This window comes from Comamonas avium, assembly GCF_014836675.1.
GTDB classification, from domain to species: domain Bacteria; phylum Pseudomonadota; class Gammaproteobacteria; order Burkholderiales; family Burkholderiaceae_C; genus Comamonas; species Comamonas avium.
The window spans coordinates 104,827-117,838 of the sequence record NZ_JACSQK010000001.1; the positions used below are offsets into that span (position 1 = coordinate 104,827).

Annotated in this window: 14 protein-coding genes and 1 riboswitch; of the genes, 11 read left to right on the plus strand and 3 right to left on the minus strand. The window is 56.5% G+C overall.

Translation table 11 applies throughout. The features are described from left to right. Positions 1 to 84: 84 nt before the first annotated feature. Positions 85 to 336, plus strand: coding sequence for a hypothetical protein (locus H9646_RS00515; RefSeq protein WP_191721379.1), 252 nt, complete (start codon positions 85 to 87; stop codon positions 334 to 336). A 110-nt stretch (positions 337 to 446) separates the two neighbouring features. Here the strand turns inward: H9646_RS00515 and fnr are convergent, their stop codons facing one another. Then, complete coding sequence (fnr, locus tag H9646_RS00520; RefSeq protein ID WP_191721380.1) at positions 447 to 1,172, minus strand: fumarate/nitrate reduction transcriptional regulator Fnr; 726 nt, start codon at positions 1,170 to 1,172, stop codon at positions 447 to 449. A gap of 234 nt (positions 1,173 to 1,406) precedes the next feature. On the opposite strand from fnr, the gene hemN reads away from it, so the two are divergent. Both hemN and H9646_RS00530 read left to right on the plus strand, forming a co-directional pair. Next, complete coding sequence (gene hemN / locus H9646_RS00525) at positions 1,407 to 2,786, plus strand: oxygen-independent coproporphyrinogen III oxidase (RefSeq protein WP_191721381.1); 1,380 nt, start codon at positions 1,407 to 1,409, stop codon at positions 2,784 to 2,786. Positions 2,787 to 2,791: 5 nt separating this feature from the next. Beyond that, positions 2,792 to 3,505 (plus strand): sulfite exporter TauE/SafE family protein, encoded by a 714-nt coding sequence (locus H9646_RS00530; RefSeq protein ID WP_191721382.1) that lies wholly within the window; start codon positions 2,792 to 2,794, stop codon positions 3,503 to 3,505. Positions 3,506 to 3,729: 224 nt separating this feature from the next. Here H9646_RS00530 and H9646_RS00535 read toward each other — a convergent pair whose 3' ends face one another. Both H9646_RS00535 and H9646_RS00540 read right to left on the minus strand, forming a co-directional pair. Further along, entirely contained in the window at positions 3,730 to 4,257 is a 528-nt protein-coding gene (locus tag H9646_RS00535; RefSeq protein ID WP_191721383.1) for a cell division protein ZapA, read from the minus strand. Beyond that, on the minus strand, positions 4,254 to 4,466 hold the full coding sequence (locus H9646_RS00540; protein ID WP_191721384.1) for a DUF904 domain-containing protein: 213 nt from the start codon (positions 4,464 to 4,466) through the stop codon (positions 4,254 to 4,256). Before H9646_RS00540 ends, H9646_RS00535 begins: the two co-directional genes overlap by 4 nt. 185 nt (positions 4,467 to 4,651) lie before the next feature. Next, a riboswitch (cobalamin riboswitch) is annotated at positions 4,652 to 4,892 on the plus strand. Positions 4,893 to 4,963: 71 nt separating this feature from the next. Here H9646_RS00540 and H9646_RS00545 point away from each other — a divergent pair. The 8 genes from H9646_RS00545 to cobO all read left to right on the plus strand — a co-directional run bounded on the left by H9646_RS00545 (position 4,964) and on the right by cobO (position 13,010). Further along, positions 4,964 to 6,802 (plus strand): TonB-dependent receptor domain-containing protein, encoded by a 1,839-nt coding sequence (locus H9646_RS00545; RefSeq protein ID WP_191721385.1) that lies wholly within the window; start codon positions 4,964 to 4,966, stop codon positions 6,800 to 6,802. A gap of 64 nt (positions 6,803 to 6,866) precedes the next feature. Beyond that, positions 6,867 to 8,255 (plus strand): cobyrinate a,c-diamide synthase, encoded by a 1,389-nt coding sequence (locus H9646_RS00550; protein WP_191721386.1) that lies wholly within the window; start codon positions 6,867 to 6,869, stop codon positions 8,253 to 8,255. Between the two features lie 12 nt (positions 8,256 to 8,267). Next, the gene (locus tag H9646_RS00555) at positions 8,268 to 8,864 is read left to right on the plus strand and encodes a bifunctional adenosylcobinamide kinase/adenosylcobinamide-phosphate guanylyltransferase (protein ID WP_191721387.1); all 597 of its coding nucleotides are present in this window, start codon (positions 8,268 to 8,270) and stop codon (positions 8,862 to 8,864) included. Beyond that, on the plus strand, positions 8,861 to 9,772 hold the full coding sequence (locus tag H9646_RS00560) for an ABC transporter substrate-binding protein (protein ID WP_225213905.1): 912 nt from the start codon (positions 8,861 to 8,863) through the stop codon (positions 9,770 to 9,772). The genes H9646_RS00555 and H9646_RS00560 overlap by 4 nt, the downstream gene beginning before the upstream one ends. A gap of 46 nt (positions 9,773 to 9,818) precedes the next feature. Next, a complete protein-coding gene (locus H9646_RS00565; protein ID WP_225213936.1) occupies positions 9,819 to 10,793 on the plus strand; it encodes a FecCD family ABC transporter permease in 975 nt (324 codons plus the stop codon). 3 nt (positions 10,794 to 10,796) lie between these two features. Continuing rightward, positions 10,797 to 11,588 carry an ABC transporter ATP-binding protein gene (locus H9646_RS00570; RefSeq protein WP_404813068.1) on the plus strand — a complete coding sequence of 264 codons (792 nt, stop codon included), beginning with the start codon at positions 10,797 to 10,799 and terminating at the stop codon, positions 11,586 to 11,588. A 57-nt stretch (positions 11,589 to 11,645) separates the two neighbouring features. After that, a complete protein-coding gene (locus H9646_RS00575; RefSeq protein WP_191721389.1) occupies positions 11,646 to 12,323 on the plus strand; it encodes an energy-coupling factor ABC transporter permease in 678 nt (225 codons plus the stop codon). Between the two features lie 117 nt (positions 12,324 to 12,440). Further along, positions 12,441 to 13,010, plus strand: coding sequence for a cob(I)yrinic acid a,c-diamide adenosyltransferase (gene cobO / locus H9646_RS00580; protein WP_191721390.1), 570 nt, complete (start codon positions 12,441 to 12,443; stop codon positions 13,008 to 13,010). Positions 13,011 to 13,012: the final 2 nt, after the last annotated feature.

Here is a 13,012-nt window from a genome sequence, read left to right on the forward strand (position 1 = left end):
TTTTATTTGGTATTTGTCCCACGCTGATATTGAAAATACTGTGTGCACAATAAAAGCGTTAAACCAAACCACAAAGGAAGACATATGTTGGCACAACGCTGGATGTGGATTGCTTGGCCTGCTTTTTTGGCAGCAGGTGTGATGGAAATGCTGGTTTTTTCTGTGTTTGATCCTATGGATATGTCTTGGTGGGGGCAAAGTGTTGAGTTATCACGCAGCGCTGTCTATACGATTGCCTTCTTTATTTTCTGGGCAGTATTTTCAGTGGCGGGCTATTTGACAATGCTGCTGTCCATACCCGCAGCGAAGGTCAACGGAGAACCTTCCATATCCTGAGGGAGGTCCTCGATGTGTTCTATCGATGCCAGGTAGGGCAGCCATAAAAAAAGCCTCCCAAAGCGATAGCGTGGGAGGCTTTTGGGCTGGCTGAACCAGCCTGCAATTTCTTATTTATTGCTTTCGTGCTGGCTGTTCACCAGACGCTGCAATGCTGCGGTGTCCAGAATGCGGACGTGGCGTTGCTTGACTTCGACCATGCCTTCTTCCACAAACTTGGAGAAGGTGCGGCTCACTGTCTCCAGCTTGAGGCCCAGGTAGCTACCGATTTCCTCGCGTGTCATGCGCAGCACCAGCTCTGACGAGGAAAAACCCCGAGCGTGAAGGCGCTGTACCAAGTTCAAAATAAATGCTGCCAAGCGTTCTTCAGCACGCATGCTGCCAAGCAGGAGCATGACGCCGTGCTCGCGCACAATTTCCCGGCTCATCACTTTGTGCACATGGGTTTGCAGGGCAGTCACTTCGCGCGAAATTTCCTCCAGCCCATCAAATGGCATGACGCAAACTTCCGCATCTTCTAGTGCGACGGCATCGCAAGTGTGGTGATCATTGACGATGCCATCCAGGCCGATGATCTCGCCTGCCATTTGAAAGCCCGTCACCTGATCCCGGCCATCTTCGGTTGCCACGCAAGTTTTGAAAAACCCCGTACGAATGGCATACAGCGACGTGAAGGCTTCTCCGTTGCGAAACAGCGTTGCTCCACGTTTGACTTTGCGGCGCGTTGCCACAATGTCATCAATGCGCTGCAACTGCTGCTCGCTCAGGCCCACGGGCATGCAGAGTTCGCGCAGATTGCAGTTGGAACAGGTTACTTTGATGGATGGTGGAGTCATGTACTCAAAAGCCCATATGTCTATGAGTAAGACGTAGGCTAGATGTTAAAAAATAGAAACGGAACTATCAGAGTGAAGAGCGCAGCCATGAATGATTTGAATCAAAGTGTGGCATTGGTTTTACGAATGATATGAATCAAATTGTGGCATTGCTTTTACATCGCCCTCTTGATTCAAGTCAAGGATAAACGTGGCTTATTGTTGCAAAGTAGGGGCAACAAGGAAAAAAGATTCATGACTGTAGTCACCCCCGAACTCTTGCGACGCTATGACGTGCCTGGTCCACGCTACACCTCTTACCCCACTGCTGACAGGTTTGTGGAGGCATTTGGTGATGATGACTATATCTTGGCGTTGAAGCAGCGCAAAGTGACCGCTGCGGCAAAGCAGCCAATGTCGCTCTACGTGCACATTCCTTTTTGTGAGTCCCTGTGCTACTACTGCGCCTGCAACAAGATTATTACCAAACACCATGAGCGTGCTGTCACCTACATGCGCTATTTGGAGCGCGAGGTGGATTTGCACCTGCAGCACTGTGGTCGTGGGCAAGTTGTCAGCCAGTTTCACGTCGGTGGGGGTACGCCCACTTTCCTTACGGATGAAGAGTTGCGCGAGCTGTGGCGCATGCTGGGTCAGCGTTTTGACTTTGATCCTGCTGGCGAATATTCGATTGAGGTAGATCCAAGGACGGTGACGCGTGAGCGCTTGGCGGTGCTCAAAGAGATCGGGTTTAACCGCCTTAGCTTTGGTGTTCAGGATTTTGATCCTGAGGTTCAAAAAGCGGTGCACCGTGAACAGCCTGCAGAGCAGGTGTTTGATCTGGTGGCAGCATCTCGTGAGCTGGGCTTTGAGTCGATCAATGTCGATTTGATTTACGGCTTACCCAAGCAGAATGCAGAGTCATTTGCCCGCACATTAAAGCAGGTTGCGGCGTTGCGCCCAGATCGTATTGCCCTGTATGCCTATGCACATTTGCCCGAGCGTTTCAAGCCGCAGCGCCGTATCTTGCAAGAAGACCTTCCTTCTGCGCCCGACAAAGTAAGCATGCTGTCTTCTTCCATCGAGAGCTTCATCGCTGCAGGCTATGTGTATGTGGGGATGGATCACTTCGCCTTGCCTGAAGATGCGCTGGCGATTGCTAAACGGCAAGGACGCCTGCACCGTAACTTCCAGGGCTATAGCACGCAACCGGATTGTGATTTGATCGCGCTGGGTGTGTCTGCAATTGGTCGTGTTGGGGCCACTTACAGTCAGAATGCGAAGACCTTGGAAGAGTATTACGACTTGCTCGATCAAGATCGTCTGCCCGTTGTTCGAGGTTTGGCGTTAACGCGAGACGACACCATTCGCCGGGCCGTAATCATGACCATCATGTGTCAAGGCGAAGTACTCTATGAATCCATTAACAGCGCTTGGCTGATCGATTTTAAAAAGTACTTTGCGACAGAGATTGAAGCTCTGGCCTCTCAGCAAGAAGAGGGTCTGGTTGAGATCGTGGACGACTGTATCAAGGTAACAGCCAAAGGCTGGTTCTTTGTTCGCGGAGTTGCCCTGGTGTTTGACCGTTATTTGCAAGCAGACCGCACCCGCGCAAGGTTCTCGCGGATCATCTGATCCTTATGGAATTTTCACTGGTCTGGACTGCATTTTTCATGGGGCTTGTTGGGGGGCCTCATTGTCTTGCAATGTGCGCTGCCCCTTGCCATGCAGTCATACACGGGCATCACAAAGCCGTGCAAATGCACAGCATGCAGCAGAGCCATCCGGCGGCATTCAACTGGAGTGCCTTTCAATTTCATAGTGGACGTCTCGTAGGCTATGGCCTGCTGGGTGCGATTGCTGCATTGGCCATGGAGCAGATTGCATGGCTGTCTGATCGAACGTCTGCTTTGCATCCAGTGTGGGTGCTGATGCATCTGGCTATTTTGGCGTGGGGCCTGCTGATGCTGTTTCAGGGGCAGCAGCCTGTCTGGCTGGAACGCGCGGGCAGGGCGATGTGGAAAACCGTTCAACCGCTCCTGTCGATGCGCGGGGGTGTCCTTTTTGCGGGCATGGCTTGGACACTGCTGCCCTGTGGCCTGCTTTATTCCGCAATTTTGGTGGCAGCTCTCAGTGGCACCGCGTTGACGGGAGCGGCCAGCATGGTAGCTTTTGCTTGTGGCGGGGCGCTGTGGCTGATTGCTGCGCCTTATGCATGGCGCTGGCTGAGTGGGCGATTGAGCCTCTTGCGCTCTGGCTGGGGCGTGCGTGCAGCGGGGTTTATGCTGGTTGCTGTTTCTTTGTGGGCGCTGTGGATGGACTTGATTTATAAGCCATCAGTGTGGTGCCGCTAGATGGGCTGTCACTCAGCGAGAGTTTGCTGAAAAGCAGTGAAAGGTGTCTGCAAAGCCACCGGGCCCTCAACCTGAACCGGGGGTTCAGGTGGGCGAGAGCAGCCCAGCGTTGGGTTCGTCTAACGCGAGACGATCACGCTTGCTAGGCAATATATCAAGCCCGTGCTCAATGAGCATTGGTTCAAGGCAATATAAAGCCCGGCGGTTTGCAGACAGGATCGATTTTACAGACTTTTTGATGCAGGCTGCACCAAGTCCATGTGCATGTCGTTGTCTAAGCTGGCACTAACCGTTTCCAGATCAGCACGGGGTGCAGATGCCACATTCTGCGACTCAGGATTCGCTGTTTCATCCAAATTTGCAGACGTTGTGCTGGCGGTTTCACTGTCCAGCACCTGGTTCAAACGTTGCAACAACTGATCTGCTACTGTGAGATCGTGGGCGGCCTGTAATTCCAGGCTGGTCAAGCGCTGCGCATCAATTTCTAAATCATTGCTTGGCATCGTGCCTTGCAGGGTTGCCAGCTGTTGCTGGAGAGCCTGAAGCTGATGGCGCAGTTCCAGATTTTCATAGGCCAAGTTCACGGCCAGCAAAACGCCCACACGCTCGCGCGAGCGCAGTTTGCTGCTGTCGCGCATTTGTTGGAACTGCTGGTCTACGCGTTCCACTGCCTCCATCAACTGTGACTCGTGGCCGTCAGGGCAGGTGAGCAGGTAGTCTTGGTGCAGGATCTGAATTTCTAGCTGGCTCACGGGGTCTCCTGATTGGCAGGCAGACGTTCAATCAAGTCACCCACGCGTGCGCGCGCTGCCTTTAGGCGCGACCGAAGCGAATCTCGCTCTTTATGCAAAGCTTCAATCTCTTGGTTGAGCAAGTGATTAGCGTGTTGCAGCGCTTCATACTTTTTCAATAGCAGCTCTACGCGCTCAGCAATGGGCTCAAGAATAGATGGTGTCGTCATGGATTGCTCTAATTGTAGGACTGCCACTTTGGCGTGAATTGCAAATTTATGGCAGATGGCAAGATATAGCTACCTGAGCTTGTTTCAAGCTGTCAATTGAGCCGCTGTTTTGCGCTGCTAAGTCAGGTGCCAATGTTGTTCACACGCACACATGCTTGGTGCCTGGTCTTGTCTGCCCCGTTAGAATCGACGTCTCAAATGTTGGTGCTCGCAACTTGGTTCACAAGTTTGCAGTTCAACGGGAAGCAGGGTGATGGTGCTGGCCTTCAGCGCCACCTAGCCTGCGCTGCCCCCGCAACGGTGAGTTCTTAGCGTTAGTCATACGCTCACCCATCATTTAAGCCACTGAATGCCTTGAACAAGCATTTGGGAAGGCGATGGCGTTGATGAACCAGCCCGGATACCGGCCAACACAGGTGTGTCTATTTTTGATGGACATGGTATTACCCATTGCTGGCGGGGAGGTCAGTACGGGTGGATTTCTCTGAATTTCTCAAATGAGTTTGTTTGAACAACGACGCTTGTGCGTCGCGTCGTCGTGTGCCTTGCGCCCTGTGAGCTTGGCGGTTGTCTTGGCTGCAGCACCATGGATCTCGTCCATGGCCGCTTCGCTGGATGAGGTGGTCGTCTCTGCCACACGCACAGAACAGCGTTTGTCAGACGTGCTGGCTGACATGACGGTGATTGGCCATGAGGAAATTGAACGCAGCGGCTTCAGCGATCTGGCGTCGATCTTGGCCCGTCAGCCAGGTGTGCAGCTGGTGCGTACTGGTGGTATGGGCTCGAGCACCAGCTTGTTCATGCGCGGCGCTAACAACCAGCACACAGCGGTGTTTGTGGACGGGATTCGCGTGGACTCTCAGTCCACAAGTGGCGGTATGGACTGGCAGACCATTCCCTTGGCAAGCATTGATCGCGTGGAGATATTGCGCGGGCCTGCGGCCGCTGTCTATGGCTCTGATGCCGTGGCAGGTGTGATTCAGATTTTCACTAAAAAGGGTGAAGCCGGTTTCTTGCCGCATATTGCGATTGGTTTCGGCAACCAAGGTACCCGCAAGGCAGATGCCGGGCTGTCGGGGGGGCAAGGCGCGTGGGACTACGCAGTTGGCGTGCAAACCGAGCGTACTGATGGTTTTGATGCAAAGACGACTGCCACCAGCAACCCGGATAAAGATGACTATCGCCTGCATGCAGCCAACGCGAAGCTGGGGTTTCAGCTGAACCGCGACCATCGCTTGGAAGCCACTGCGTTAACCAGCCAGTCCAATAGTGGCTACGACTCCACGCTGGCAGATGATCGCAGCAAGCGCAAGCTGGAAACTTTGGGGCTGTCATGGGCTGCGCAATGGAACCCGCTCTTGTCGAGCCGCATTTCCGTGAGTGAATCGAATGTGAAGTACGAGACTGTGACCAAGAGTCCCAGCTACACCGAGACAACGCTGCGTAATTATTTGTGGCAAAACGTTTTCAAGCATGGCAATGCAACGTTGACGGCCAATTTAGAGCGCCGTGAAGACAACTTGCAAAACAAGGATCTGGACGTGTCTGAGCGGGAACGTTCGCAAAATGCGCTGGCCCTGGGTTGGGGTTACCAGGGCAGTGTTCATTCGCTGCAATTGAATGTTCGCCACGACGATGACAGTGAATTCGGCGGGCAGAACACGGGCAGTGCAGCGTACGGGCTGGCGTTGTCTCCCACATGGCGTGCAACGGCCTCTGCGGGAACTTCTTTCCGTGCGCCCACGCTGTATCAGCGCTTTCACCGCATCTATGGTTCTGCTTCCCTGCAGCCTGAAGAAGGAAAAAATGCCGAAGTCGGACTGCATTGGAAGCAAGGTGGTGACAGCTTCTCTATGGTGGCCTATCGCAACCGTTTGACAAACCTCATCGAATACAACAGCAGCAGTAAAAAATACCAGAACGTTGCGCAGGCTGAACTGCAAGGCATCACCTTCGCCGCTGCCACACACTGGCTGGATGTGGACTGGACGGCTTCTGTCGATTTCCAAACACCACGCAACCAAGAGACGGGGCGCATTCTGGATCGACGAGCCAAGCGTTACGCCAATGTCAGTGCATATAAGCAGTGGCTGGGCTGGATGCTTGGCGCCGAGATGCAGCTGGTGAGCAAGCGCAGTGAATTTGATTCCAAGAACAAGCGGTATGACTGGGCGGGTTATGGCTTGTTCAATCTGTCTGCTTCCAAGCCACTTGCCAGAGATTTCACGCTGACAGCACGTGTCGACAATTTGATGGATCGCGATTACGTGCTTGCCAAAGATTACGCTGCGGCAGGGCGCACTTTTTATGTGGGTCTGAAGTGGATGCCCCAGTAACTTAGCAAGGGCTGAACGCAGCAAGGCATGCTGTCATGCCCTGCTGCGAAACGAACAAGCGCGTATGAATTCCTCTCTTTCCTCTCATCGCTGTGTGGCACTGCTGGTGGCTGCGCCAGCCTCTGGGCAGGGCAAAACCACCGTGACCGCTGCTTTGGCGTGTTGGCATACGCGGCAAGGGCGCCGTGTTCGAGTGTTCAAGTGCGGGCCTGATTTTCTCGATCCTTACTGGCACCAGCTGGCCAGCGGTGCGACGGTGCACAACCTGGACGGCTGGATGGTCGGGATGGATGAAGTGCGTGCGCGTCTGTCGGCAGCAGCAGCAGAAGCTGACGTCATCTTGATTGAAGGCGTGATGGGGCTGTTTGATGGCAGTCCGACAGCGGCAGATCTGGCGGTGCAGCTGGGTATTCCCGTGTTGCTGGTGGTTGATGCATCAGCCATGGCTGGCAGCTTTGGTGCCTTGGTGCTGGGCATGCAGCAGTACCAGCCGGATGTGCCTTGGGCGGGCGTGCTGGCCAATCGTGTGGGCAGCAGCATGCATGCACAGATGCTGCAAAACAGCTTGCGTGATCCAGCGCTGTGGCTGGGGGCAGTACAGCGAATGGGTTCAGGCAAAGATGCTCAGTTGCTGCCCGAGCGACATTTGGGTCTGGTGGCTGCGCATGAGCTGCCTGATGCCATGGCGCGGCTGAATGCGGCCGCCGATGCGCTGGCTGAAACCCCGTTGGGGCAGATGGACTGGACAGATTGGCAGCGCTGGTCGGTGGAGTTTTCAGTGCCGGCCGATGGTGCCCTCACTCCACCCGAGCCTTGGCTGCAAGGGCGCACGGTGGCCGTTGCCAGTGATGCGGCGTTTAGCTTTATCTATCCTGCAAATCTGGATTGTTTGCATGCGATGGGGGCTAGCCTGGCCTTCTTTTCCCCCTTGGCGGGTGAGCGGCTACCTGTGTGTGATGCTGTGTGGTTGCCTGGTGGCTACCCAGAGTTGCATGCCGATAAATTGATGGCCAATGTGGCGCTGCAGGCGGATTTGCTCGCCCATGTGCAAGCGGGCAAGCCCGTCTGGGCAGAATGCGGTGGCATGCTGGCGCTGGGCCATGGCATTGCTGATGCGCAAGGTGAGCATTCGCCCATGTGGGGTATTGTGCCGGGCACCGCACAGATGCAGCCACGTCTTGCCGGCTTGGGTATGCAGCAATGTGCGCTGCAAGCGGGCGTGCTGCGGGGGCACACCTTTCATTACTCGCGGTTTGTGTGCCAGGCCCCTGAAGTGGCGCGCACCAGTCGTGCTAACCAACGGGTGCAGCCCGACAAGGGCGAAGCCGTGTACCAGTACGGCAGCGTCTATGCCAGCTATTTTCATGCATGGTTTCCATCGCACCCACGAGCTATTGCAGCCTTGCTGGGGGCGGAAACTGTGCAATGGGATGAGCCCGTGCCGTCTGCATAATTGACAAACGATATGAATACTCTCAATAACAGCGCGATCGAGCCTTGGCAGGAATTGATTCTGGGCGGCCAAAAAAGTGGGAAAACCCGCCGTGCAGAGCAGGCAGCACGCGCATGGATGGATGGTGCGCAGGGACGGGCGGCGGTGTATGTGGCAACGGGCCAGGCTTGGGATGCTGAAATGCAGCAGCGCATTGAGCGCCACCAGGTTGACCGTGCAGCCCGTGTGCCGGGTATGCGTACGGTAGAGGTGCCACGGCAACTCGCGCAGGCATTGCAAACCCACAGCACACCACAGACCTTGGTGGTTATCGATTGTTTAACGCTGTGGCTGACCAATTGGATGATGCCCATGGACATGGAAAGTAATGAAGACACCCAGCCGCCAGTCCATGACTGGAGCACGCAACGTGCTTTGTTTTTAGATGTTCTGCCGCGTTGCCCCGGTCCGGTGGTTGTGGTGGGCAATGAAATCGGTTTGGGCGTGATTCCCCTGGGTAAAGAAGTGCGTGCCTTTGTCGATGCCCTGGGCACTTTGAACCAAGACGTGGCAAGCGTATGCAAGCGCGCAACTTTGATGGCGGCCGGATTGCCAGTGCCACTGAAATGATCAAATTCGTACGCACTGGCCTGGGCGTGGCTGCCATGGTATGGGCGGCTGTACTGGGCAGCGCCCATGCGGCAGATGTCACCCTGGATGCACAAAAAGATGACCGAGGTCGCCCGGTTGTCATGGCGCAGCCCCCGCAGCGGATTGTGAGTTTGCTGCCTTCGTTGACCGAAACCGTATGTGCCCTGGGGGCCTGTGAAAAACTGGTTGGTGTGGACCGGTATTCCAACTGGCCTAAAACACTACAGACCACGCTGCCCGTACTGGGCGGTGGGCTAGATCCTAACGTGGAAGCGATTGTGGCGCTCAAGCCCGATGTGGTTCTGCTGTCCAACTCTTCGCGGGTGGTCGAACGGCTGGAGGCGCTGGGCTTGCGCACGGTGGCTCTGGAACCCCGCACGCAGGCGGATGTATACCGCGTGCTGCACAGCATCGGTATGCTGCTGGGATTGCCGCCTGAGCAAGGTGCTGAGCGCGAGTGGCAGCGCTTGCAAGCCGGTGTGGACGCCGCTGCGAAGTCTGTGCCTGCCGGGGTGCAAGGGGCGCGCGTGTACTTTGAAGTCAGTCGTGGCCCTTATGCTGCGGGCCCATCCTCTTTCATCGGCGAGCTGCTGACGCGCATGCACGTGGACAACGTGGTTCCAGCAGAGATGGGGCCCTTTCCCCGTTTGAATCCTGAATTTATTTTGCGTGCCCGGCCCGATGTCATCTTGATGGGCAACTACAGCATGCAGCTGGCTCATGCCTATCCGGGGTGGGCGTCGCTGGATGCTGTGAAGCACCGGCGTGTGTGTGCGTTCAATGCGGAAGAGTCCACCACCGTTGTGCGCCCTGGCCCGCGCATGGATGAGGCGGCCCGCATCATTGCCCGCTGTTTGGCTGAGAAAGCACCGCGTCGTGTCAACTAGAACCTCCAACGTGCCGACAGCAGCGGCCCGCAGTCACTGGCTGGCAATGCTCTTGGTGGCGGTTACCGCTGGTTTGGTTGTGCTGGGTGTGTGTGTGGGCAGCACAGGGTGGGAGAGCGTGTGGCGCATGCGCAGCGACCCCGTTGCGCAGCAAATTGTGTGGGACATCCGTTTTCCTCGCACCTTGGGTGCATGGCTTGCCGGGGCCTTGCTGGGGCTGGCGGGTGCGGTGGCTCAGGGGCTGTTTCGTAACCCGCTGGCTGACCCATATTTGCTGGGCAGTGCCTCGGGCGCTGCACTGGGTGGGGCAGCTGCCATGGTGTTCAGTGGCACAGCGGCCATTGGCATGGAATGGATGCAGCGTCTGGGTATGACTGGCATGGCTTTTGCCGGCGCTGCGATTGCCGTACTGCTGACGCTGACACTGGCGCAAGGTGTGCAAAACAGTTTGCGCATGCTGCTGGCGGGTGTGGTTGTGGGGGTGGTGCTGGGGGCTGTGCGCGACATGCTGGAGTTGCGCTACCCAGACATCCTGCAGCCCATGAAGGCTTTTGGCCTGGGCAGCACCGCTTTTATTGGCTGGGCCGCGTGCCTGCTGATGGTGGGGGCTTGGGCATTGTGTGCTCTGGCGGCATGGTGCCTGTCCAGAGTGCTGGATGGTTTGACCCTGGGTGAATCTACGGCGGCCAGTCTGGGTCTCCCTTTAGCGCCCATGCGCGCTGGCTTGATCGCCGTGATGGCGTTGGCCACTGGCACTGCGGTGGCGCAGACAGGCTTGATCGCTTTTGTCGGTCTTGCAGCACCGCACCTGGTGCGCAGCATGGTCAACGTGGGGCATGCCCGCAGCACGCTGCTGAGCAGTTTGATGGGCGGTGTGGTGCTGCTGACAGCAGATATTTTGGCGCGCTGGGTGATGGCTCCAGAAGAGCTGCCTGTCGGTGTTTTGACGGCCTTGCTGGGCGGCACCTACTTGCTGTGGCTGATGCACCGTGGCCATGCCGCACGGCAAGGAAGGGGCTGAGCAATGACATTGCCTGTAATGCATGGTGCAACGGCTTTGCAAGCCCGGGATCTGTTTGTCCAGATCGGCAAGCAAAACCTGCTGCATGGGGTGAATGTGCAGTTGCCTGCCCAGCAATGGACGGCGATTGTGGGCCCCAATGGCGCGGGCAAATCAACGCTGCTGCGCGCTTTGGCGGGGCTGCACCCACGCAAAGGCTGGCAGGGGCAAGTGGAGCTGCTGGGTCAGCCGCTGGCTGCGTGGCCAGTAAAAGATCGCGCCCGTACCTTGTCCTGGATGGGGCAAAACGAAGCCGTGTCTCAAGAGCTGTGCAGTTACGACGTGGTCATGCTGGGGCGCTTGCCACACCAGCCATGGCTGGCACCCCCCAGTGCGCAAGACCATATGGTGGTCGAAGCCTGTCTGCACACCACACAGGCCTGGGATTGGCGCCACCGGCCTTTGGCTGAACTGTCTGGCGGAGAGCGACAGCGTGTCTTGCTGGCGCGGGCCTTGGCAGTGCAGGCGCAGGTTTTGCTGATGGATGAGCCTCTGGCCAATCTGGATCCACCGCATCAAAGTGAGTGGATGGACACGGTCAAAGGTCTGGTCATGCATGGGCACACCGTGGTCAGCGTGCTGCACGAGTTGAGTATTGCCCTGCAATCAGACCACATGGTGGTCATGCAAGCTGGCGCTGTGCTGCATCAGGGTGCAACCCACGATGTCACCACGCATGCCGCTTTGGAGACGGTGTTTGACCGCCGCATCCGCATTCGGCAGATTGAAGGCATGTGGATGGCTTTACCCGGCTGAACGTTTTATTTTTGAAACCCACTTCTTCGTAAGCCCTAACCTTGAAGGAAATTTGCCATGCATATTGAACCCGGTTTAGTAGATGGAACCAAGCTGCTGCTCAGTTACGCCACTGCCACGGCGGCGCTGGCTTACACGGCCAAACTGGCCTGGGGCATGGTCAAGCACAGCGGTGCTGCGGCTTTGCTGTTGCGCTCGGTCATTGCTTCGGTGCTGGTATTTGTCTTTTTTGAGGTATTTCCGCACCACCCCGTGGGAATCTCAGAAGTGCATCTGATTTTGGGGACTACGCTACTGCTGATTTTTGGTGCAGCTCCAGCTGCGATTGGACTGGCAACTGGATTGCTGGTGCAAAGCGTGTTTTTTGCACCGCAAGACTTGCCCCAGTACGGCATGAATGTGACCACCTTGCTGGTGCCGTTGTTTGCCACCGTGGTGCTGGCGCGCAGGGTGATTCCAGAAAATATGGCCTATGTTGATCTGAGCTATGCCCAGACGTTCAAGCTGTCCGTGGCTTACCAGGGCGGTATCGTGCTGTGGGTGGGCTTTTGGGCTATTTATGGCCACGGCGTAGGTGCTGAGAACCTGACCAGCATCGGCAGCTTTGGAGCTGCTTATATGACCGTAGTGCTGCTGGAGCCCCTGATTGATCTGGGTGTGCTGGCCATGGCCAAGTCTTGGCGCCGCCTGCAAGGCAGTGCCGTGCTGGAGCGCCGGGTGTACCAGGCGGCTTGATGGGCTGTGATGCGCCTGCTGCTTTGGCAGCGCGCAGATTCCGACTTTGTTTTTTCTTGTGCCGGGCGGGCTGCTCAAAGGCCCGCTCTTTTTTTGAATTTCAGGCTGATCCGAACCATGCAAATTGAAACCCCACCTTCCACCAAACCCTACGAAAAGCCAGAGGGCGAGCGTCGTGGGCTCATTTTGGTCAACACCGGTGACGGCAAAGGCAAGACCACAGCGGCTTTTGGCCTGGCATTTCGCGCCACAGGCCGTGGCAAAGCCGTGAAGGTGTTCCAGTTCATGAAAGTGCCGACGGCGCGTTTTGGCGAGCACCGTCTGGCTGATCAGGTGGGCATGCCCGTGCAAGGTCTGGGCGATGGTTTCAGCTGGAAGAGCAAAGATCTGGAGCAGTCAGGCCAGATTGCCCGCGATGGCTGGGAGCATGCCAAGGCCGCCATTTTGTCGGGCGAGTATTTTCTGGTGGTGCTCGACGAGGTGACGTACCCGCTGATTTATGGCTGGTTGCCCCTGCAGGAAGTGCTGGACACCTTGAAGGCGCGTCCGAAAGATGTGCATGTCTGCGTGACGGGCCGCCGCTGTCCGCAAGAAATCATTGACATAGCCGATACGGTGACCGAAATGACGTTGATCAAACACGCTTTTAAGGCGGGCGTACCCGCGCAGCGGGGCATTGAAGACTGACA

Excerpts from the sequence above, each read along its gene's own strand:
- H9646_RS00515 (WP_191721379.1), top strand. The coding sequence starts at position 85 with ATGTTGGCACAACGCTGGATGTGGATTGCTTGGCCTGCTTTTTTGGCA.
- fnr (WP_191721380.1), bottom strand. The coding sequence starts at position 1,172 with ATGACTCCACCATCCATCAAAGTAACCTGTTCCAACTGCAATCTGCGC.
- hemN (WP_191721381.1), top strand. The coding sequence starts at position 1,407 with ATGACTGTAGTCACCCCCGAACTCTTGCGACGCTATGACGTGCCTGGT.
- H9646_RS00530 (WP_191721382.1), top strand. The coding sequence starts at position 2,792 with ATGGAATTTTCACTGGTCTGGACTGCATTTTTCATGGGGCTTGTTGGG.
- H9646_RS00540 (WP_191721384.1), bottom strand. The coding sequence starts at position 4,466 with ATGACGACACCATCTATTCTTGAGCCCATTGCTGAGCGCGTAGAGCTG.
- H9646_RS00545 (WP_191721385.1), top strand. The coding sequence starts at position 4,964 with ATGAGTTTGTTTGAACAACGACGCTTGTGCGTCGCGTCGTCGTGTGCC.
- H9646_RS00550 (WP_191721386.1), top strand. The coding sequence starts at position 6,867 with ATGAATTCCTCTCTTTCCTCTCATCGCTGTGTGGCACTGCTGGTGGCT.
- H9646_RS00555 (WP_191721387.1), top strand. The coding sequence starts at position 8,268 with ATGAATACTCTCAATAACAGCGCGATCGAGCCTTGGCAGGAATTGATT.
- H9646_RS00560 (WP_225213905.1), top strand. The coding sequence starts at position 8,861 with ATGATCAAATTCGTACGCACTGGCCTGGGCGTGGCTGCCATGGTATGG.
- H9646_RS00565 (WP_225213936.1), top strand. The coding sequence starts at position 9,819 with ATGCTCTTGGTGGCGGTTACCGCTGGTTTGGTTGTGCTGGGTGTGTGT.
- H9646_RS00570 (WP_404813068.1), top strand. The coding sequence starts at position 10,797 with ATGACATTGCCTGTAATGCATGGTGCAACGGCTTTGCAAGCCCGGGAT.
- H9646_RS00575 (WP_191721389.1), top strand. The coding sequence starts at position 11,646 with ATGCATATTGAACCCGGTTTAGTAGATGGAACCAAGCTGCTGCTCAGT.
- cobO (WP_191721390.1), top strand. The coding sequence starts at position 12,441 with ATGCAAATTGAAACCCCACCTTCCACCAAACCCTACGAAAAGCCAGAG.